Consider the following 20,556-nt stretch of genomic DNA (forward strand, 5'->3'; position numbering starts at 1 on the left):
GTCGCGCTCCCGTCATGTCTGGCGTGCTGTCAACTGCTGTCCGATACGTCGAGGTGGGTCCGGAACCACGTCGTGGCGAGATCGCCGACCTGTTCGAGCGCGCCGGGCTCCTCGAACAGGTGCGTCGCCCCGCGCACGATCTCCAGCCGGTACGGTGCGGTCATCGCGGCGAGAGCGCGCTCGTTGAGTTCTCGCACCTGCTCGTCGCGCCCGCCGACGATGGCCAGCGTCGGCGCCCGGACCTCACGAATCAGGTCACCGGCGAGATCCGGTCGCCCGCCTCGGGAGACGACGGCGCCGACGCGCTCGGGGTGGCGAGCCGCCGCGACGAGCGCGGCCGCCGCGCCCGTGCTCGCGCCGAAGTAGCCGAGCGGGAGCTCCCCGGTCGACGGTTCGCCGGCCAGCCATGCGGTGGCGAGCTCCAGCCGCTCGGCGAGCAACCCGATGTCGAACCGCAGATGGGCGGTGCGCGCGTCTGCTTGCTCCTCGGACGCGGTCAGCAGGTCCATCAGCATGGTCGCGAATCCGTGGGAGTGCAGGGTCTGGGCGACCCACCGGTTGCGCCGGCTGTGGCGGCTGCTGCCGCTGCCGTGTGCGAACAGCACGACGCCGCGTGCGCCATCCGGGACGACGAGGTCCCCGTACACGGTGCCGACGTCCGGGACCTGGAGCGCGACGGTTCGCTCACCGGGCGTGCTTTCCTGGGGATCGTGGCCGGTGCGCCGGCCGGCATCGGTCCCGCCAGAACCGCTCGTGGCGGATGTGCCACCTGCCGCTCTGGATTCGGCCAGGACCGTGGACACCTCGTCGTCGCTGGTCTGCCGGAAATCTTGATACCACGCGCCGATCCCGTCGAGAACGCCGGGCGTGACGAGCGCGATCACGGCATCGGCGACGCCGGAGAGGCGGCGGAGCGTGTCCTGCGGGCACACCGGCACGGCGACGACGAGCCGGCGGGGACGGTGGCCACGTAGCGCACGCAGCGCCGCCTCCGCCGTGATTCCGGTGGCCAGCCCATCGTCGACGAGGACGACGTCGCGGTCTTTCAGCGGGGGCAGCGGGGCCTGCCCGCGGTAGGTCTCGACCCGGCGGGCGAGTTCACGCCGTTCGTCGTCGGCTAGCTGGCGCATCTGGTCAGGGCCGATGCCGAGCCGCCGTTCGGTGCCGGTCACGACGACCTCGTCGCCGCCTTCGGCAATGGCGCCGATGCCGAGTTCGGGCTGGCCGGGCGCGCCGACCTTGCGGGCCACGAAGACGTCGAGCGGGGCGTCGAGCGCGGATGCGACGTGGGCGGCCACCGGAATCCCGCCACGGGGGAGGCCGAGGACCACCGGATCGTCGAACGTCTCGCCTTCCAGCCTGGCCGCCAGGCGGCGGCCGGCATCATCGCGGTCTCGGAATGTCATTGCTCGTTCTCCCTCGACTCTTGCATCCCTGGATACCCGCTTTGCCGCGGCGCCAACAGGCACCGGGCGTCCAGCTCCGGGTGATCCCCGAGACGCCCCGGAAATATCCTGTCCGAGCCCGGAAAATGGGGAGTGCCGGCTCCCGGCATGGGACGATCCGGGATAGCGTGGCGCCGTGCCAGTAATTACAACCCAGGAGCTGACCAAGCGATACGCACAGGTCACCGCACTGGACCGGCTCACCGTGCAGATCGGGTCCGGAGTGGTCGGGCTGGTCGGAGCCAATGGCGCGGGCAAGTCCACGCTGATCAAGATCTTGATGGGCCTGGTCGAACCGACGGCCGGACGCTGCGACGTGCTCGGCTTCGACCCGGCCACCGACGGTCCCCGGTTGCGCAGCCAGATCGGGTACATGCCGGAACACGACTGCCTGCCCGCGGACATCTCGGCCACCGAGTTCGTCGTTCACATGGCCCGGATGTCCGGGATCCCCGCGAACGCGGCACGCGAGCGTACAGCCGACACGCTCCGCCACGTCGGTCTCTACGAGGAGCGTTACCGGCCGATCGGTGGCTATTCCACCGGGATGCGCCAGCGCGTCAAGCTCGCCCAAGCGTTGGTTCATGACCCCGAGCTGGTGTTCCTGGACGAGCCGACCAACGGGCTGGATCCGAGTGGCCGCGACGAGATGCTGATGCTGATCCGGCGGATCAACGTGGAGTTCGGCATCTCGGTTCTCGTCACGTCACACCTGCTTGGCGAGCTGGAACGGATCGCAGACCACGTGGTGATCATCGATGGCGGTTCGTTGTTGCGGTCGTCCTCGACGTCCGAGTTCACGCAGGCGAGCCAGCAGCTCGCCGTGGAGGTGACCTCGGGTACCGGAGCGGTCACGGAGGTGCTGACCGCGGCTGGCCTCGACGTCAGCGTGGACGGCCGGATCCTCGTGGTGGAGCTGGCCGGCGACGAGACCTACGACGTCGTGCGCGATGCCGTCGCGAAGCTTGGGCACGGGCTGGTCCGGCTCGAACCGCGGCGGCATCGGATCGCCGAAGTCTTCGAAGGAGGGGTGGCCGGTGCCGGAACAACCTGATCACGAGCCGGTGCAGCCGGAGCCCGGCGCGGGGCCGGCTGCTGGGTCCGCACCGGATGGTGCGACGGGCTCGGCGGCGCCGTCGGGTGTCATCCACGACATTGGCTATCGGGGGTACAACGGGCCGCGCCTCGGACGCGGCGCGATTGCGCGTGCGCTGTTCGTCCACAACTTGCGGGGTATGTACGGGCTGGGGCGATCCGGCCGGTCCAAGGTGTTGCCGTTCGGGTTGTTCGCTGTCATGTGCATGCCCGCGCTCATCATGGCTGCCATCGCCGTCGTGCTTGCCCAGCAGGGCCTGATGTCGCAGCTTCCGGTGCCGTACTCCCGCTACGCCGTGATACTCCAGGCGGTGACGGCCATCTTCCTCGCGGCGCAGGCTCCCCAGGTTGTCTCCCTCGACCTGCGGTACAAGACCATCCCGCTGTACCTGTCGCGGCCGCTGGAGCGCGTCGACTACGCCGTGGCCAAGGCCGGTGCCGTGGCCACGGGGGTGTTCATCCTGCTGGCCACGCCGCTCGTGGTGCTGTATGTCGGCGCGCTGATCGCCGAGTTCCCGGTCGGCGAGCACACGGCCGACTTCGTGCTCGCGCTGCTCGGCGCGGCGTTGTTCGCGCTCGTGCTATCGGGGGTCAGCGTCTTGATCGCGTCGTTGACTCCCCGGCGCGGGTTCGGCATCGCGGCAATCGTCACGGTGCTGGCGTTGAGCACGGCCGTCGTCTCCGCCCTGCAGGGCATCGTGGGACATGCTGAAGGGAACATGACCGCTGCCGGGTGGATCGGCCTGTTCTCCCCGTTCACGTTGGTGGACGGTGTCCAGGTGTGGGCGTTCGGCGCGAGCTCGTCGGCGGCAGCCGGGCCTCCTGGAAATGGCGGTGGCGCGGTCTTCGCGCTCGTCACGCTGGCGGTCATCGCTGGCTCCTTCGCTCTGCTGGTCCGCCGCTACGAGAAGGTGGCGACATGATGTGCTCGGAGAAGGTGGTCGTATGACGGTCATGACCGTAGCGGACGTGTCGCGGTGGTTCGGCAACGTCGTCGCGGTGAACGACGTGACGATGTCCGTCGGTCCGGGCATCACCGGCCTGCTCGGCCCGAACGGTGCCGGAAAATCCACGTTGATCAACATGCTCGCCGGGTTCCTGCCCCCGTCGGCAGGAACGGTGACGCTCGATGGCGCCCCGGTGTGGAAGAATCCACAGATCTACCGCTCGATCGGGCTGGTTCCCGAACGGGAGGCCGCATACGACGTGCTGACCGGTCACCAGTTCGTCGTGGCCAACGCGGAGCTGCACGGCCTGCCGGATGCAGGTGCGGCGGCGCAGCGGGCGCTGGCCACGGTGCAGATGGAGTACGCGCAGGACCGCAAGATCGGCGGGTACTCGAAGGGGATGCGCCAGCGGATCAAGATGGCCTCGGCGCTGGTCCACGAGCCGAGCGTGCTCCTGTTGGACGAGCCGTTCAACGGCATGGATCCCCGCCAGCGCCTGCACCTGATGGAGCTGTTGCAGGCCATGGGGGCCGAGGGGCGCACGGTGCTGTTCAGCTCGCACATCCTCGAAGAGGTCGAGCGGCTGGCCAGCCAGATCGAGGTGGTCGTCGCCGGCCGGCACGCCGCATCCGGCGATTTCCGGGAGATCCGGCGGTTGATGACCGACCGCCCACACCGCTATGTCATCAGTTCGAGCGATGATCGCGCGCTCGCCGCGGCGTTGATCGCCGACGGCTCGACGACCAGCGTCTCGCTGGATTCCACCACCGAGACGCTGGAGGTTGACGCGGTCGAGTTCCTGCCGTTCGCGGAGCTGGTGCCACGGGTGGCGCGCGATGCCGGTATCCGGCTGTATCGGGTCAGCCCGGCTGACGAGTCCCTGGAGAGCGTCTTCTCCTACCTGGTGGCGATATGAGGGGGTCGGAAGTGAGGTTCGTGTCGAACGGCGAATGGCGCAGGAGGCTCGCGTGCTGAACCCCACGATCGTCCGGTTGACCGCGCATGGACTCCTCGGCGGGCGACGGCTGCTGGTGCTCGGGTCGCTGTCGTTGCTCATCGTGGCACTTGCCGTGCTGTTGCAAGTGTTCGCGGGAGTCAACGAGGCGGACGCGGCGGACTTTTTGCAGGGTGTCTCCTTCGGCACGCTGTTGCCGCTATTCGGGTTGATCATCGGCACGGGCGTCATCGGCTCGGAGATCGACGACGGCTCGATCGTCTATGTGCTGGCAAAGCCGGTTTCCCGGGCTGTGATCGTGCGCAGCAAGTTGGCCGTTGCCGTGGTCGCCATGGTGCTCTTCGCCGTGGTCCCGACAATCCTGGCCGCATTGATCATGGCTGGAAATACGCCGGGATTGGCGATGGCGTTCGGAGCCGGAGCGGTGGTGGCCGGCATCGTCTACAGCGTCATCTTCTTGTTGCTCGCCATCGTGACCCGGCATGCCGTGATCTTCGGCCTCGTCTATGCCCTGGGCTGGGAAAGCCTCGTCGGCAGCTTCGTGCCGGGCGCCCGGGAGCTGAGTGTGCAGCAGTGGGCGCTGTCGATCATAGATGCCGTCGAGACGGACGGATTCGTGACCGCGCATGTTGATCTAGGAGTGGCGATCGTGCTCAGCGTCGTGGTCATCGGCCTGTTCACCTGGTTGGCAGGACGGCGGCTAGCCGCCATGACGTTGTCCACCGAGGAATAGTCAGCCGCCGTACCGGGCTCCGCGGTAAAGGTATACTGGACCGAGTACAGTAATGCTGTACCTCGCCCGGCCGTATCTGGAGGAGCCTGACATGACCACGACGCCCGTACCACCTCGGGTCGACCACGACGGCACGTCGGAGCGCGACGGACATGGAGACGAGGAACCCATCGACGTCGTGCACGTCGGTCTCGGCCCGATCGGCCGTCAGGTTCTGGAGTACGTGACCGGCCGGCGCCGTTACCGCAGCGTCGGGGCCGTCGACATCGACCCCGATCTGGCCGGCCGGCCGCTGCGCGACATGCTGGGCGCCGACACGGATGCCGGGCCCGGTGGCGACGCTCCCGGGCCAGAGGTGCGCGTTGCCGCGGACGTCGGCGAGCTGGGGCCAGCCCGGCCCGGAGCCGTCGCCGTGCACTGCGCCGGATCCTCCCTGGAACGGGTAGCGCCGTCGTTGCGTGCCCTGCTGGCCGCCGGATACCACGTCGTGTCCACGTGCGAGGAGCTCTCGTACCCGTGGGCATCGCAGCACGAGCTGGCCACCGAACTCGACCGCGTGGCCCGCGCCAACGGCCTCGTCGTGTTGGGTACCGGCGTCAACCCGGGATACTCGATGGACTACCTCCCGGTCGTCATGGCCGCCGCACAGCGTTCCGTACGCGGCGTCGGGGTCCACCGCGTCCAAGACGCCGGGCAGCGTCGGCTTCCATTGCAGCGCAAGGTCGGCGCAGGGCTCGGTGTCGACGAGTTCGCCGAGCGGGTGCGTGAGGGGAGCATCCGCCACGTGGGCCTGCCCGAATCCGCGCGGATCATCGACCGGGCGCTGCGCTTGGGCTGCACGGACTTCACCGAGACGATCGATCCGCTCGTCGCGAGCTCTCCGGTGGCCTTCGGCGGCGGCACCGTCGCCGCCGGTCACGTCCTCGGGATTGACCAGCAGGTGCTCGGTACGCGCGGGGGAGACACCGTGATCAGGCTCCACCTGCAGATGGCCGTGGGTCTCGATGACCCCAGGGACGTGATCACACTTGACGGCGAGCCAGGCCTCGAGACGGTCGTCCGCGGCTTGCACGGAGACGCGGCGACCGCGGCCGTCGTCGTCAACTCGCTGGGACGCGTCCGCGTCGCGGCCCCGGGGCTGCGGACTGTCGACGAGATTCCGGCCTCGCCCCTGAACCTGTGAACCGGCCGGGACGGAGCTGATGGGAGTCGACCCGGAACCAGACGCCGTCGGGGAACGCATCCGGATGCGGCGTCGTGAGCTGGGGCTCACGCTGCAAGACCTCGCCCACCGGACCGGGTTTTCGAGGAGTTTCCTGAGCCAGGTCGAGATCGGGCGATCGCGGCCGTCGGTGAGCGCCCTGGCACGGATCCGCTCCGCGCTCGACATGACGACGTCGATGTTCACCGCCGACGAGCCGGATCGCCGCGTTCGTGTGGTGCGCAAGGACCGGCGCAAGGCGGTGGCGTATCCGGGCGGGCGCCACCCCCTGGAGCTGCTCACACCGGACCTGCAGCGCCGGTTCGAAGTCACCCTCTCGCACGACGCCCCGGGTCCGTGGCACGATGCCGAACCACCCGAGCCCGCCGGAGAAGTGTTTGGATTCGTCCTGGAGGGTGCCTACGAGATCGAGATGGATGCGGAGGTCCATACCGTGCGCACGGGTGACAGTATCCATGCCACTCCCCGGGGGCCGTATCGCGTGCGGGTGGCGAGCGACGGGCCGGCCCGCGCCATCTGGATCGCGATCCCACCGGCCTTCTGATGGCGAATGCAGGTGACGGCGCGGCGATGAACGAGCCGCGAGACTCGCGAGACTCGCGGGAGACGGCAGGGCCGGCGGGGCAGGGAGTGAGCCGTGCCGAGCTGGGCCGGCGGCTTCGTTCCATCCGACAAGCGCAGGGATACAGCCTGCAGAACATCGCCGAGCAGGCCGGGCTTTCCAAGAGCTTCGTCAGCCAGCTGGAACTGGGACACACGGCTGCGTCGCTGGGGACGCTCAAGCGGATCTGCGCCGTGCTCGACATCCCGGTGTGGGCGCTGCTCGACGATGAGCCCGACAAGCCTGGCGGGCCGGGCGAGCCAGGAGATGCTCCGGGAGCTCGTGACGGGGAGTCCGGGTCGGGCTCGGTGGCGATCGTGCGGCACGACCGGCGCAAGGTTCGCCGGTATCCGGGTTCGGACACCGAGATATCGCTGCTGACGCCGGATCTCGACCGAAAGATCGAGGTCACGTTGAGCGTGCTGCAGCCCGGTGAGGGCTACGGGCACGAGACCTACACCCACCGGGGCGAGGAGTTCGGCCTCGTCCTGTCCGGCACGTACGAGGTGACCGTAGACGGGGTGGCGTACGTGCTGGAAGAAGGCGACAGCATCTACTTCTCCAGCCGGTTGCCACACCGCACCCGCGCCCTGGGCGACACTCCGGTCACGACGTTCTGGGCCGTCACGCCTCCCTCGTAAGCGCCGAGCGCCAGAGATCCGAGAGCGTCCGTCCGGCCGATGTCGGAGAACGGCAGTTCAGTGCGCCGACGTGACGTCGTCGTGCCCTCGGGTTGCCTCGTCGTGCCCGCGCGTGGCGCCGTCGTCCCCGCCGCCAGGTGCGAGCTCCTGCAGGATCGTTTCGAGCCGGTCGAGGTGTGCGCGGATCCACGGCAGCTCGGTGGGCTCCTCGGCAGCGAGGGCGGCACACTGCTCGGCCTCGTCGGTCCCGTACAGCATGCTGGTGGCCAGCCGGATCCGCAGCGCCTTGTCGCCGCCTTCGAACTCGGCGCCCGGCACGGTGCCCATGCCGTAGCTGTCCAGCAGGTATGTGGCCAGCTCGGCTCCGCTGGTGACACCGTGGGCCGCGAGGTGTTCCCGCCAGGGCTGGAAGTCCGGGTAGAGGTAGAAGGCGGCCTGCGGGGTGGGCACGGGGATGCCGGCACTGGTCAATCGGTCGCACACGGCCCGGGCGACGGCGCCGTGCAGCCGGCGGCTGCGATCGACCCGCTCGACTAGCTGGTCGGGTTCGCTGAGGGCGAACGCCGCTGCGTGTTGCACGGGTGTGGCGGGACTGGACCAGATCTCGCTGGCCACGCCCGCGACACCGGAGTGCAGCTGCTGGCCGGCCGCGCTGTCGGGGAAGCGGGCCAGGCCCATCCGCCAACCGCCCAGCGCGAGGTTCTTGCTCAAGCCGGTGGTGACCACGGTGCGTTCCGGAGCGAATTCGGCGGGGCTGTGCACGAGCGTCACGTCGTCGTGCACGAGGTCCCGGTAGATCTCATCGGAAACGATCACGAGATCGAGTTCGCGCGCGACCTCGGCGAGCCGTTCGACGGTGTCCCGGGAGGGAACGGTGCCGGTGGGGTTGTCCGGGACGGTGACGATGACGGATCGCACATCCCGACCCAGCGATCTGGCCTGGGTCACGGCCGTCTCCAGCAGTTCGGGCTGCGGGACGCCGCCCTGGCCCGGCGCCGCGGGTACGTGAACCGGCTGGGCACCCGTGAGGCGTGCCTGGGCCGCGTAGCTTACCCAGCTGGGTGCGGGGACCACGACGTCGCCGCCGAGGCTGAGCAGAAGGCCGTAGAGCAATGGCTTGCTTCCCGGGCCGACGATCATCAGGTCGGGATCGGCCGGCAGCGCGCGCCGTTGCCAGTAACCGGCGGCGGCGGTGCGGAGTTCGGGTAACCCGGTGACGGGCCCGTAGCTGTTGTGATGTCCGTGCGCCGACAGTGCCTCGCGCAGGGCCGGATGGACGGGTAGGCCGGCCTCGCCGAATCCGAGCGGAAGTACCGGGAGACCGGCGCGGCGGCGCTTCTCGAGAGCCTCGTTGATCGCCAGCGTCGCTGATACGGGCACGGACATGCGTAAACAACTCCGAACTGTGTCTCGGGGATCGGATACGTGTGCTATCACTCAGCATGCCGTACTAAGAGCATCGCAACAAGCGATTCTTTTTTGGGTATACATTAAGCTGTACTTATGCTTGATTTCCAACGCCTTCGTGTGCTCCGAGAATTCGCCCGACGCGGGACAATTGCGGCAACAGCGCAGGCTCTCGGATACACGGCGTCGGCGATCTCCCAGCAGCTGGCCAGCCTGGAGCGTGAGATCGGCACGGCGCTGCTCGACCGCCACGCCCGCAGCGTCGAGCTGACCGACGCCGGGCGGCGGCTGCTCGGTCATGCCGACGGAATTCTCAGCGCTGTCGAGGCAGCCGAGTCCGACGTTGCGGCTGCAGCGGGCGAAGCGGCAGGCCAGATCACCGTTACCGCGTTTCCTTCCGCTGCTGTGGCATTCGCGCCGCGGCTGGCAGGTGGCCTCCGGCCACACCGGCGGGTGCAGCTCGTCCTCCGGCAAGCCGCCGGTGCGGTCGGCACGCGGAGGGTCAGCACCGGCGATGCCGACGTCGCTCTGGCCGAGGGCTGGTCCGGCAGCGTGCCGGACTCGCTCGGTGGGCGCCTGAGGGTGCGCCGTCTCCTGCGGGATCCGCTGGTCCTGGCCGTGCCCAAGCGACATCGCCTGGCCGACCCGGAACGGCCGGTCGAGCTGGCAGCGCTGCTCGACGAATCGTGGATCGTCGCGCCGCCGGGCGAGCCGTCGCGTGGGGGAATCGAGCAGTTGCTCGCGCCCTATGGGGGTGCTCCCGCAGCGGCATGGGAGTTCGAGGGCCAGGGCACGATCCTGAGCCTGGTGGCGCGTGGCATCGGCATCGCCGCCGTTCCCTCACTTGCCCTGGCACTGCGCACGGGTGGTGTGCGATTCCGCCAGCTTCCGGAAGACGTGCCGGTGCGAGATATCTACAGTGTCGTACGGACCGCCAGCATCGAGCGGCCGTCCGTCGCCGTGACGTTGAAGGTCCTCGCCGATGCCGCCACCACGGTGGAGCGAGAGCTCTCTTCCCTCCTGGAGTCCAGGAATGGTGCCCGCTGAAAGGGTGCACCGCTGAAGGCCGGGTGCGTGGTCTGTTGTGGCATGCGCGTGCGCGCCACGTTATTCTTCTTGTTGGGGGCGGAGCGGGTCGTGGCCGACGTTCATCAACCGGTGGCGGCGCCGTTCGTCGGTGGACAGTTCCTCGCGCGGCTGTGCCGACGTCTCTTCTTCGACCACGTCGATGACTTTCTGCATGACGATGAGATCATCGCCCGTGAGGTCGGAGCGGCGCTTGCCGAGGATCGATAGGACGGCGAGCCCCAGCGGTGCTGGCCCGGACGGGCCAGGCTGCGGTGTGAGATCCGGTTCGACCCCGAGCCACTCGCGTAGCTCTCGCGAGGTCATGTTCACGACCTCGTGAAAGCGGTCCCAGAGTGCCTCGACTTGGGGAGAGGTGTGGGTCGCCATGGTGCTACCTGTCACCACTTCTATATGGGGAACATGGGACATTTGACGATTTGAAGAATGCTTTACCCGCATGATGCTGACCCATGCGTGAGTGTCATCGTGGGGTACTCGTGGGAACGGTTTCGACGAAGGTGTCACGGAGACGAGCAGCGACAATGGGAATAAGCGCGACATGCCTGACGTCACGCACGGGTAGTGAGAAAGAGAGAGGAGGTGGGAGCAACCGATGGCACTCGTAAACGGACATGACAATGGTACTGCCGCGCAGCGTGAGGAGCCACGTGAGCAGGACGAGGATTACGATCTCGTCGGGCAGTACCTGAAACAGATCGGTTCGACCGCCTTGCTCTCTGCCGAGGAGGAAGTCGAGCTCGCGAAGCGGATCGAGGCCGGACTCTATGCCTCGGAGATCCTGCGTGCCGTCGACGCGGGTGAGCGTGATCTACCCGAGGGCGTGCAGCGTGCAGAACTCGAGGCCATCGCTGACGACGGCATGGCGGCGAAGGACCACATGGTTCGGGCGAACCTCCGGCTCGTCGTCGCTGCGGCGCGCAAGGTCTACCGCAACACCGGTATGTCCTTCTTGGACGTTGTCCAGGACGGCAATCTCGGCCTGATCCACGCCGTCGAGAAGTTCGACTACGCGCGCGGATACAAGTTCTCCACCTATGCGATGTGGTGGATTCGGCAGGCGATCGAGCGTGGCCGGACTGAGAAGGCGAGAACGATCCGGCTGCCCGCGTACCAGGTCGAGAGCATCTCCAAACTGGCACGCGCGGAGCGCAAGCTGCAACTGAAGCTAGGTCGCGAACCGACCCCGGAGGAAGCGGCCGAAGAGGCGGACATGACCGTCGACCGGGTCGAGAATCTGCGAGAGCTCTCGCGAGATGTGATCAGCCTGGATACACCGGTTGGTGACGAGGGCAACGCCAACGTCGGCGACCTCATCGAGGACACGGAGGTGCTCCAGGCGCCGGATGTCGCGGAGTTCCAGGCCCTGGGCCAGGAGCTGCGAGCGATCGTGGATACCCTGTCGCCACGCGAAGCCATGATCATTACGTTGCGTTTCGGCCTGCACGACGGGCGGCAGCACTCGTTGCAGGAAGTCGGCGAGCGTGTCGGCCTGACCAAGGAGCGGGTCCGCCAGCTGGAGAAGCAGGCCCTGGCCGACCTGCGGGATCCGGCCCGGCACGAGCCTCTCCTCGAATGGGCCAGCTGAACCCTTCCCCACCCTTCCATGATCATGAACACTAGCTGACCATAGAGGTCGAGTAGTGTTCATGATCATGGGTTATGCGGCGGGGAGGAAGGACAGGCGGAACCTGCGGTGCTGGTTGTCGACGTTGGTGTCGACGAGCACGACACTCTGCCATGTGCCGAGATCGGGCTCACCGCCGTCCACCGGGATCGACATCGACGGAGCGATGAACGCCGGTAGAACGTGATCGCGTCCGTGGCCGGGGCTGCCATGCCGGTGCCGATAGACGTCGTCGGGCGGGAGCAGCCGGTCGACGGCATCGGCGAGGTCTGACTCGCTGCCCGCTCCGGTCTCGATGATCGCGAGTCCTGCCGTCGCGTGGGGTACGAACACGTGACACAGGCCGTCACCGTGGCCGCGACAGAACCGCCGTATCTGCGCGGTGAGGTTGGTTACCAGCTCGGTGCCCGTGTGTATCTCGAACGTTTCGCTTTTCACACTCCCCATTGTCACGCGTACGCGTGAACTCCGGGGCAGGGTCAGGGCTGTCCCTGAGGCATGGACCGGCGGCGGCGAGGACAATCGAAAGAAGTCAGGGAGAAAAGTCAGCTGGATGACACCTGACGAATGAAGGAGAGGGCGATGAATATGTCCACAGGAATGAAGCTCCTCATCGGAGCTGGCGGCGTCCTGCTGGCATGGATGTTGCTGCCGTTCTGGTTCGTGCTGCTCGTGCTGGTGGGGCTCCCGGTGGCGGCTTATCTCATGCTCGACGATTCCCAGCGTCGGCGCCTGAAGGGCCATGCTCGCCGCCGCTCCATCGATCACTGAACCAGGGCTGAGGGCCGCACCCTGCCCGCCTTTGGGTGGGGTTAGTGTGCCGGGGTGGCTATGGATGAGACCGGAGCGGCGAGGCGTCGGACGAGGGACGAGGGAGACGTCGAGCGTGACGATGTGGCGCGGGCGGCGAGGCGTCGGACGAGGGACGAGGGAGACGTCGAGCGTGACGACGTGACTGGAGGCGCCGAGCGTGCCTCGTGGTCGGCGCGGGCACTGAACCTGGTACGCGGCGGACTGATCGGCACGGTCGAGACGGTGCCGGGTGTGAGCGGCGGCACGGTGGCGCTGGTGGTGGGCGTCTACGAAACGATCATCACCTCGGCGGGGCATTTCCTGTCCGGTTTGCGCTTGGCGATCGCGGACGGCGTCCGTGGCCAGGGGTTGTCTCGCTCCGCCGCCGAGTTCCGGCAGGTCGCGTGGAACACGATCGTGCCGCTGCTTGCCGGGATGTTCGCCGCGCTCGTGATCATGGCGCGGCTGTTGGAGACGTGGGTCGAGGACTATCCGGTACAGACCCGGGCATTGTTCTTCGGTCTGGTGCTCGCGTCGCTGTGGGTGCCCTTTTCGATGGTTGGCCGGTGGGCGCTGCGGGATGTCGCTACGGCTGTCGTTGTGGCGATCGCGGCGTACGTGGTGGTCAGCATCCCACCCGGAAATATGGAGTCGACGCCATTGGTGATCGTGCTTGCTGCGGCGGTCGCCGTGTCGGCTCTCGTGCTTCCCGGCCTGTCGGGGTCTTTCCTGTTGCTGACGTTCGGGTTGTACGAACGTACGCTGTCGGCGGTCAATGATCGCGACATGGCGTATCTGGGGTTGTTCATGCTGGGCGCCGCCATCGGGCTGGTGTCGTTCGTCAAGCTACTCCAGTGGCTGCTGGAACATCACCGGCGCGTCGCGCTCGTCGTTCTCACCGGTGTGATGGCGGGATGCCTGCGGGCGTTGTGGCCGTGGCAGGACGACGATCGCTCGTTGGGGGCGCCGGCGGATGACGCGGGAACGGCTGCTCTCCTCGGCGTTGTGGGGTTCCTCGTCGTGGCTGTCTTTCTGGTGATCGCGCGGCGTTTCGCGTCGACGAAGGTCGCTGCCTACCAGCCCGGATCGACGTCTGGCACCCCCGCCTAGCTCGTAGTCGAGCCAACGGCCGATTTCACCGGCCGGTATACGCGGGCGGGTCGCTCTCCACCGCATGACGACCACCGCTTTGACCGGCACGGATGCCGCCACGTTTGCGTAGATGCGCACGCCGTGTGGGCGTCGCATGGCCAGCAGGTGTGTGGGTATGTCGGGGACATCGGGGGCCACGGAGATCCGGAAGGGGCCGATGTGGAACCTGGAGCTCTGTCTACTGGCGTGCTGGCCGGCATCTGCTCGGGTGGGGTGATGCCGTGATGGAGGATGTCAACGTCGCCACGGTCGATCTTCTCGTGGTCGTGGCTTACGTCGTCGGGATTTTGATCGTCGGCTTCTGGGTGGGCCGAGGGCACGAAACCACGGACGGCTACTTTCTCGCCGGGCGCCGCGCGGTCTGGCCGCTGATCGGTTTCGGTCTGATCGCGGTGAATCTGTCCGGGACGTCATACGTGGGCGTCGCGGGTGCCGGATACGAGGAAGGCGTCGCGGTCTGGAACTACGAATGGATGGCCGCGCTGGTTCTGGCGTTCTTTGCCCTGTTCATTTTGCCGTTCTACCTCCAGACGAAGATCAGTACGGCGCCCGAGTTCTTGCGCAAGCGCTACGACCGGCGGTCACAGACCGTGTTCTCGGTATTCACCGTCTTCACAGCCATGTTCATCGACGCTTCCGGAGCCATGTTCGCGGGCGCGATCACGCTTGCCGTGTTGTTTCCGGAGATCCCGCTGGGTGTGCTGATCGTGGGCATGGCATTGCTCGGTGGCATATACGTGATCATGGGTGGGCTCCGTGCCGTCGAGATCACCGATACCGTCCAGGGCATCCTCCTGCTGATCGCTGGCGGTGTGCTGTTCTTTCTTGTCTTCAACGAGATCGGTGGTTCGTGGACGGATATTGAAAGCGCCGCGCCGGAAGGCGGGATGACCATCGCTCCCGAATCCGGGAATGATTTCCTGCCGTGGCCGGGAATCTTCACGGGTGTCGTGTGGCTCGGGTTCTATTACTGGACGACCAACCACATCGCGGTGCAGAAGATCTTGTCGGCACGCAGCGTGAACCACGGCCGGTTCGGTGCGCTGTTCGCCGGTCTCATGCAGCTGCCGTTGCTGTTCCTGCTGGTCATGCCCGGCTTGATGGGCAGGGAGCTCTACGGGGACATCGACAGTCCGGATCAGATCTGGCAGATGCTCGTCGTCGATTTCTTGCCGACCGGAGTCCGTGGCCTCGTGCTCGCGGCGCTCGTGGCAGCGTTGATGTCGACGCTCGATTCCGTCCTCAACGGGGCGGCGAGCCTGGTCACCAACGACATGATCAAGGTGCGATGGCCACGGATGTCGGAGCGCCGATTGCTCGTTCTCGGCCGGCTCATGGTTGGCGTGTTCATGATCGTCGCAGCCGTGTGGGCGCCGCAGATTGCCGAGTTCCCCACCATCGTGGAGTACTTCCAGTCCTTCCTCGGCGCGATCACGATGCCGGTGGTCGTGGTCTTCCTGGGCGGCATCTTCTGGCACCGTGCCACGGCGCCCGCGTCGTTCATAACTCTCGTGATCGGGTTTCCGGTCGGCCTGGCGGCGTTCATCGCGAACGAGATCGTGGGGGTCATCGACATCCAGTTCTTGTACCTCACCGGGCTCATGCTGGCCTTCAGCATCGCGATCTTCGTCTCCGTGACGGTGGCGACCGAGCCGCCACCGCGCGAGCACATCCGTGATGTCATCTGGTCGCGGGCGACCATGCGCCAGGAGACGCACGATCTCCGGGAGGTCCCGCTGTGGCGAAACCACCGGGTCTATGCGGTAGGGCTCATCATCGTCACGCTGCTGTCGCTGATCCCGTTCCTCTGAGGAGCTACGTGCCACCGGTGTGCGCTGCAGGTGCGGCCGGAACCGCGGCGCCCACGTTATCGGCGCCACGCTGCGGGTAACGCGAGTTCATGGATGTTTCCCAGCGCGGATCACGCGGCAGGGTGCGAGAAGACCCCGAAGGAAACGGCCCTGCCGAGCGTTCGGACGATGAGGGTGATTTCGCCGAGGAGCACACGAGTATGACCCTCGCCACCGAGATGGATGGCGGTCCGGAAGGCATGCGCGAACCGGAGTCGCCGGAGGGACGCGGCGGCGACGGCGGCATGGACTGATCCCTTCCCGGGCCCGTGCCCGCCCCCGTCGTGCGTTGATCGACGAAGATCGGGGGAGGGAGCGAGTTTGGCCGGAGCGATGCTGGGTAGCTGCTCTTGACATGAGAGTGGTTGTCACGGGTGCCACGGGAAACGTCGGAACCAGCGTCGTCGAGAGTCTCGCGGAGCATCCCGAGATCGACGAAATCGTGGCGCTCGCGCGGCGGAACCCAGAATGGCGATCACCCAAGGTGACGTTTGTCGCGGACGACATCCGTTCCAGGAGGCTGGTGGATCACTTCCGGGGAGCATCCGTGCTCGTGCACCTCGCGTGGGCGTTCCAGCCGACGCACGACCCGATCAAGACCTGGGATACCAATGTCATGGGCAGCATTGGGGTGTTCGAGGCCGCCGCGGCCGCCGGCGTGAGCGCGCTCGTCTACGCGTCGTCGGTGGGTGCCTACTCCCCGGGGCCGGGCGAGCATGTCGACGAGAGCTGGCCGACGCACAGCTTGCCCGTGGCCGCCTACGGGAGGGAGAAGGCCTATCTCGAGCGCTATCTCGATGCTTTCGAGCTGCGCCATCCCGAAATGCGGGTCGTCCGGCTGCGCCCATCGTTCACCTTCAAACGCGAGTCGGCGAGCGAGCAGCGGCGAATCTTTGCCGGGCCGCTGGTTCCCCGGGTGCTGATGCGGCCCGGACGGCTTCGCGTCTTACCTCTGCCGCCTGGGTTGCGGTTCCAGGCACTGCACACCGCCGACGCGGCGCAGGCGTACAGGTTGGCAGTGACGAGTGACGCCCGAGGTGCCTTCAACGTCGCGGCAGAACCGGTCATCGACGGCTCGGCACTCGCGACGCTCTTCGGCGCGCGGACCGTCCCGGTGCCGCCGACAGCGTTGCGGATGGCGCTTGCCGGAGCATGGCGGTTGCGGCTGGCGCCGGCCGACGAGGCGCTGCTCGCGCTCTTCCTTCAGTTGCCGACGCTTGACACCAGCCGGATTCGCCGCGAGCTGGGATGGGAGCCGGCCCGCAGTGGCGTCGACGCGTTGCGCGAGATGTTGGAGGGCCTGGCCGACGGGGCAGGTGCCGCCACTGAACCGCTGCGACCAGATCGGAAGTTGCCCGCTGATCATGAACACTAGTCGGCCACATAGGCCGACTAGTGTTCATGATCAGCTGGAGAAGGGGGCGGGGTCAGGCGGATCGCTGATACGTACGGAAGGCCCGGGTGGCGACCCAGCCCATGATGAGCGCCGCCGCGCAGAGCAGCCCTCCCCGGGTCGCGATGACCTCCCAGTCGGTGCCTTCCAGCAGCGCTTCGCGGCTGGCGACCGCCGCCCAGTTGACCGGGTTGAACGAGGCGGCCGTGCCGACCCAGTCCGGCATCAGCTCGGGCGCCATGAGCGCGGAGGACAGGAACATCAGTGGCAGGGCAATGAACATTGACATGCCGATGAGCGACTCCTGGGATCGCAGCGTCAGCGCCATGGCGCAGGACAGCGCGGCGAAGAAGATCGCGAGCAGGACCGTTGCCGCGATGACGGTGAGCACACCCCCGGCACCACCCTCGTAACGGGCACCGATCAGGAACGCGACGCCGAGGATGATGGCCGACTGGACGATGGTGATCACTGATTGGTAGGCGAGGATGCCGTTGATCAGAGCACCGCGGCTGACCGGCGAGGTGAGATTGCGGTCCATGACCCCTCGCGTCATGTCCTCGATGAAGCTCGTCCCCGCCCAGTTTGCCGACATGAGAGCGGTCATCACGACGACTCCAGGTGTGAGGTACGTGATGTATGAAACGTCCCCGAATCCGGGGAGGTCGGCGACGCGTTCAAAGAGCTGGCTGAACAGCAGCAACCAGACCATGGGCTGGGCCAGCGTGAACGCCAGGTACGCCGGCTCGCGGCGCAAGATGCGCAGTGACCGCCCGGCCAGATAGAACGTGTGGGGAATCGTGCGGGATGTAACGCGGGACGCCGTGGGGGACGTGGTGCGGGACATCGTCGACATCACGCTGCCTCCTTCGTTCCGGCCTCGTCGGCGGCGCGGAAGGAGCGGCCGGCGTGGCGCAGGTAGACGTCGTCGAGTGACGGTCGTGCGAGAGTGACCGAGGCGATCTCGACCCCCGAGGAGTCGAGCGCCACCAGCGTCCGGGCCATGTTCGACGCACCGTCGGTGACGTTGGCCCGCAAGGTGGCGTCGTCGACGCTGACATCGTGTACGCCGTCGATCGCCGTCACGGCGGCGACGGCCACGTCGCGCGCCTCGGGATCGGCGAGCTGGATCTGGATGGTCTCGCCTTCGAGTTGGCCCTTGAGCTCATCCGGCGTGCCGGTAGCGACGACGCGGCCGTGGTCGATGATGACGAGGTTGTCGGCCAGGTTGTCGGCCTCTTCGAGGTAGTGGGTTGTGAGTACCACGGTGAGCCCGCTGGTCTTGGACAGGCCGGCTATCTCCGCCCACATGTCGGCCCGCGCCTCGGGATCGAGCCCGGTCGTGGGTTCGTCGAGGAAGAGCACCTGCGGATGGTGAATGAGCGCGAGCGCGACGTCGAGCTTGCGCTGCATGCCGCCCGACCATTTCTTGGTGAGCCGGTTGGCCGCCTCGGCCAGGCCGAATCGCTCCAGGAGCTCGGTGCCGCGCCGGGCGATCTCCTTCTTGGGCATCCCGTAGATGCGGCCTTGCAGGCTCAGGTTCTCCCACCCGGTGGCGGTGGGATCGAAGCACGGCTTCTGTGGCACGTAGCCGATGGCATGCCGGACGGCTGCGGCGTCGCGCTCGACATCGAACCCGGCGACGCGGGCGTGACCTTCGTCCGCGCGGGCCAGCGTGGTCAGGATCTTCGTGGTGGTGGACTTGCCGGCACCGTTCGGTCCCAGCATGCCGAAGACCGTGCCGGCCGGAACGGAGAGACTGATGCCGGCCAGCGCGTGGACGGCCTTGTCTCCCGTGCCGTAGGTCTTCGTCAGGTCGATCGCCTCGACGGCGATGTCCGGCGGCGCCGTGGACTCGGGCGCGACGCGGACGTGCTGATGTGTGGACATGGCTCTCCCTTGGCAAGAACTGGTGGGTGGAGCCGATGCCGGAGACGTGTGACCTATCCTGGACGGTGGAGCCCTAGGAGTAGGTCCCGTGCTCGGGAATCGACTCCGGGGATACTGGATGGCCCCTGGCCGTGGTGTTGGCGCATCGGCGGCCGGGGGTCGTTTGCGTGGTGACGGCGTCTAACCGCCGTCGTCGGCATTCGTCTCGGTGAGCCAGGCGTGAACCTCCTTGAACTCGTCGGCGAGCGTGCTCTCGATCTCCTCGTGCGATTTGCCTGCCGCACGCAGCTCGTACATGCGGCGCCACATGTCGACTCCGTCGAAGGTGCCGGAGCGCAGCTCGGCGAGCAGGTTCTGTACGAACTCGATCTCCGCTGCACGCAGGGCGAGCTCGTATTCGTGCTCGATCGCGAACAGCCGGGGCAGCCCCATCTTGGCAGTCTCGCGCATCAGGCCGGAGCCGTATTCGTACTCTGCCCGCAGGCGCTCCAGTCGTTGTTCGAGGAGGCGGATCACATTGTCGACCGGCAACGCCGGCATCAAGGACAGGGCCGCTTCGAACTGCGGGTACTCCTTGGCTGGCGTGCCGAGGAGTTCGCCGAGCCATTCGATCATCGTGGTGCGACCGGTGTCGGTGATCGTGTACACGGTCCGTTCCGGTCGCTTGCCTTCTCGTGTCGTCTCCTGCGCCTCTATCAGGCCTCGTTTCTGGAGGGACTCGACGACGGAATACAGCGAGCCGTAGTTGAGCTTGATGCTTTCTTCCTTGCGGCGCTCCTTCAGCGTGGTGGAGATCTCGTAGGGGTGCATCGGGCGCTCGTGCAGCAGCGTCAGGACGGCTAGAGCCAGCGGGTTGGACGGGCGTTTGGCCGCCATGCAGATCTCCTTCCTGCGCTCTGCCTCGAGTGCTCGAAGTGAATTACTCTGATTAGAGTATTAGTGTCAGGGCAGACGTTGTCAAACTCAGCGGGAAGGGCGGAGTGACTTGAGGAGCGACAGGTCCTTGCTGACCACGCCGGTGACCTCGAGATCGTGAGCTTCGGCCAGGTGTTCTGCGGTGTCCACCGGCCACGTGAAGACATGCTCCACGTGGTAGCGCATCTCCGTCACGAGCTGTCGCGTCAGCAGCGTGCGGTGTACGGCGCAACCGAAGATCGGGCGCTGGTTCGGCCACGACGGCTGACCCTTGCGCAGTAGCTCGCGTAGCCGCTCCACCATGGGCCAGCTGCCGGCCGAGAGCACCGGGCGGACCTTGGGCAGCTCCGCGAATGCCTTGAACATCCACCAGTGCGGTGTAGACACCGTGATCGTCGTGTCTGGTGCGTGTTCGCTCAAGACCTCGGCGACCGCCGGCGCCAACGCGGGACGGAATCCTTTGAGGTCGAGAAGCAAGCGGTGACGGTTCTCGCCCACCTCGGCCAGCAGGTCGGTGAGCGTGGGGATGGCGGCACTGCGACGCGGAACGACGTCACCTGGATGCCACAGCAGCCGGGGGCCGAGGGCCTTCAAGTGACGCACTTCGGGGGTTCCCCTGAAGAGCCGGACATCCGCTTCGATGAGATCCACATCGGTGTCGAGCGCCGCTCGAAGTGTCGTCGTGTCGTTGGCGGCACGGTGGGCGATGGTGAGGATGCCAGCTCCGCCGCGTCCAACCGTGGAATCGCCGCTGTTCGTCATGGGTTGCGTCAGACTCCCGTCCTTCGCGTGTAACCTCGCCGAG

At 67.0% G+C, this 20,556-nt stretch carries 22 protein-coding genes; 14 read left to right on the forward strand and 8 right to left on the reverse strand.

Features of this window, described 5'->3' with window-relative positions; all coding sequences use genetic code 11:
• Positions 1-29: 29 nt before the first annotated feature.
• A complete protein-coding gene (locus tag DPM12_RS11655; protein ID WP_112258491.1) occupies positions 30-1,406 on the reverse strand; it encodes a phosphoribosyltransferase family protein in 1,377 nt (458 codons plus the stop codon).
• Positions 1,407-1,581: 175 nt separating this feature from the next.
• Here DPM12_RS11655 and DPM12_RS11660 point away from each other — a divergent pair, with 175 nt between their 5' ends.
• From DPM12_RS11660 to DPM12_RS11695, 7 genes are all read left to right on the forward strand, one after another.
• A complete protein-coding gene (locus DPM12_RS11660; RefSeq protein WP_112258492.1) occupies positions 1,582-2,499 on the forward strand; it encodes an ABC transporter ATP-binding protein in 918 nt (305 codons plus the stop codon).
• Between the two features lie 91 nt (positions 2,500-2,590).
• On the forward strand, positions 2,591-3,463 hold the full coding sequence (locus DPM12_RS11665) for an ABC transporter permease (RefSeq protein ID WP_112258556.1): 873 nt from the start codon (positions 2,591-2,593) through the stop codon (positions 3,461-3,463).
• Positions 3,464-3,485: 22 nt separating this feature from the next.
• Positions 3,486-4,403 (forward strand): ABC transporter ATP-binding protein, encoded by a 918-nt coding sequence (locus DPM12_RS11670; RefSeq protein ID WP_112258493.1) that lies wholly within the window; start codon positions 3,486-3,488, stop codon positions 4,401-4,403.
• Between the two features lie 52 nt (positions 4,404-4,455).
• Positions 4,456-5,175 (forward strand): ABC transporter permease, encoded by a 720-nt coding sequence (locus DPM12_RS11675; protein ID WP_112258557.1) that lies wholly within the window; start codon positions 4,456-4,458, stop codon positions 5,173-5,175.
• Between the two features lie 91 nt (positions 5,176-5,266).
• On the forward strand, positions 5,267-6,358 hold the full coding sequence (locus tag DPM12_RS23435; protein ID WP_164465313.1) for an NAD(P)H-dependent amine dehydrogenase family protein: 1,092 nt from the start codon (positions 5,267-5,269) through the stop codon (positions 6,356-6,358).
• Positions 6,359-6,377: 19 nt separating this feature from the next.
• Positions 6,378-6,941 carry a helix-turn-helix domain-containing protein gene (locus DPM12_RS11690; RefSeq protein WP_112258496.1) on the forward strand — a complete coding sequence of 188 codons (564 nt, stop codon included), beginning with the start codon at positions 6,378-6,380 and terminating at the stop codon, positions 6,939-6,941.
• A gap of 26 nt (positions 6,942-6,967) precedes the next feature.
• Complete coding sequence (locus tag DPM12_RS11695) at positions 6,968-7,639, forward strand: helix-turn-helix domain-containing protein (RefSeq protein ID WP_158542868.1); 672 nt, start codon at positions 6,968-6,970, stop codon at positions 7,637-7,639.
• 57 nt (positions 7,640-7,696) lie between these two features.
• On the opposite strand, the gene DPM12_RS11700 is transcribed toward DPM12_RS11695, so the two are convergent.
• Positions 7,697-9,025: a pyridoxal phosphate-dependent aminotransferase gene (locus tag DPM12_RS11700; protein ID WP_112258498.1), complete on the reverse strand. Its 1,329-nt coding sequence runs from the start codon at positions 9,023-9,025 to the stop codon at positions 7,697-7,699.
• Positions 9,026-9,142: 117 nt separating this feature from the next.
• Here DPM12_RS11700 and DPM12_RS11705 point away from each other — a divergent pair, with 117 nt between their 5' ends.
• Complete coding sequence (locus DPM12_RS11705; RefSeq protein ID WP_112258499.1) at positions 9,143-10,093, forward strand: LysR family transcriptional regulator; 951 nt, start codon at positions 9,143-9,145, stop codon at positions 10,091-10,093.
• Positions 10,094-10,153: 60 nt separating this feature from the next.
• Here DPM12_RS11705 and DPM12_RS11710 read toward each other — a convergent pair whose 3' ends face one another.
• The gene (locus tag DPM12_RS11710; protein ID WP_112258500.1) at positions 10,154-10,501 is read right to left on the reverse strand and encodes a DUF3140 domain-containing protein; all 348 of its coding nucleotides are present in this window, start codon (positions 10,499-10,501) and stop codon (positions 10,154-10,156) included.
• A 226-nt stretch (positions 10,502-10,727) separates the two neighbouring features.
• On the opposite strand from DPM12_RS11710, the gene DPM12_RS11715 reads away from it, so the two are divergent.
• Positions 10,728-11,720 carry a sigma-70 family RNA polymerase sigma factor gene (locus DPM12_RS11715; RefSeq protein WP_112258501.1) on the forward strand — a complete coding sequence of 331 codons (993 nt, stop codon included), beginning with the start codon at positions 10,728-10,730 and terminating at the stop codon, positions 11,718-11,720.
• 72 nt (positions 11,721-11,792) lie between these two features.
• Here DPM12_RS11715 and DPM12_RS11720 read toward each other — a convergent pair whose 3' ends face one another.
• Positions 11,793-12,197 (reverse strand): YjbQ family protein, encoded by a 405-nt coding sequence (locus DPM12_RS11720; protein WP_211658856.1) that lies wholly within the window; start codon positions 12,195-12,197, stop codon positions 11,793-11,795.
• 144 nt (positions 12,198-12,341) lie between these two features.
• Here DPM12_RS11720 and DPM12_RS11725 point away from each other — a divergent pair, with 144 nt between their 5' ends.
• The 5 genes from DPM12_RS11725 (at position 12,342) to DPM12_RS11740 (ending at position 16,928) form a co-directional block, all read left to right on the forward strand.
• A complete protein-coding gene (locus DPM12_RS11725; RefSeq protein WP_211658858.1) occupies positions 12,342-12,530 on the forward strand; it encodes a hypothetical protein in 189 nt (62 codons plus the stop codon).
• 60 nt (positions 12,531-12,590) lie between these two features.
• Positions 12,591-13,661 (forward strand): DUF368 domain-containing protein, encoded by a 1,071-nt coding sequence (locus DPM12_RS11730; protein ID WP_112258503.1) that lies wholly within the window; start codon positions 12,591-12,593, stop codon positions 13,659-13,661.
• 266 nt (positions 13,662-13,927) lie between these two features.
• Entirely contained in the window at positions 13,928-15,514 is a 1,587-nt protein-coding gene (locus DPM12_RS11735; protein ID WP_112258504.1) for a sodium:solute symporter family transporter, read from the forward strand.
• A gap of 89 nt (positions 15,515-15,603) precedes the next feature.
• Positions 15,604-15,807 carry a hypothetical protein gene (locus DPM12_RS22810; RefSeq protein WP_123788578.1) on the forward strand — a complete coding sequence of 68 codons (204 nt, stop codon included), beginning with the start codon at positions 15,604-15,606 and terminating at the stop codon, positions 15,805-15,807.
• A gap of 101 nt (positions 15,808-15,908) precedes the next feature.
• The gene (locus DPM12_RS11740; RefSeq protein WP_112258505.1) at positions 15,909-16,928 is read left to right on the forward strand and encodes an NAD-dependent epimerase/dehydratase family protein; all 1,020 of its coding nucleotides are present in this window, start codon (positions 15,909-15,911) and stop codon (positions 16,926-16,928) included.
• A gap of 52 nt (positions 16,929-16,980) precedes the next feature.
• On the opposite strand, the gene DPM12_RS11745 is transcribed toward DPM12_RS11740, so the two are convergent.
• The 4 genes from DPM12_RS11745 to DPM12_RS11760 all read right to left on the reverse strand — a co-directional run bounded on the left by DPM12_RS11745 (position 16,981) and on the right by DPM12_RS11760 (position 20,513).
• Positions 16,981-17,802: an ABC transporter permease gene (locus DPM12_RS11745; protein ID WP_211658870.1), complete on the reverse strand. Its 822-nt coding sequence runs from the start codon at positions 17,800-17,802 to the stop codon at positions 16,981-16,983.
• Entirely contained in the window at positions 17,802-18,836 is a 1,035-nt protein-coding gene (locus DPM12_RS11750; RefSeq protein ID WP_112258506.1) for an ATP-binding cassette domain-containing protein, read from the reverse strand. Before DPM12_RS11750 ends, DPM12_RS11745 begins: the two co-directional genes overlap by 1 nt.
• A gap of 180 nt (positions 18,837-19,016) precedes the next feature.
• A complete protein-coding gene (locus DPM12_RS11755; protein WP_112258507.1) occupies positions 19,017-19,712 on the reverse strand; it encodes a PadR family transcriptional regulator in 696 nt (231 codons plus the stop codon).
• Positions 19,713-19,799: 87 nt separating this feature from the next.
• Positions 19,800-20,513 carry a glycerophosphodiester phosphodiesterase gene (locus tag DPM12_RS11760; protein ID WP_112258508.1) on the reverse strand — a complete coding sequence of 238 codons (714 nt, stop codon included), beginning with the start codon at positions 20,511-20,513 and terminating at the stop codon, positions 19,800-19,802.
• Positions 20,514-20,556: the final 43 nt, after the last annotated feature.

It is taken from the genome of Phytoactinopolyspora halophila (genome assembly GCF_003287285.1).
Taxonomy (GTDB): domain Bacteria; phylum Actinomycetota; class Actinomycetes; order Jiangellales; family Jiangellaceae; genus Phytoactinopolyspora_A; species Phytoactinopolyspora_A halophila.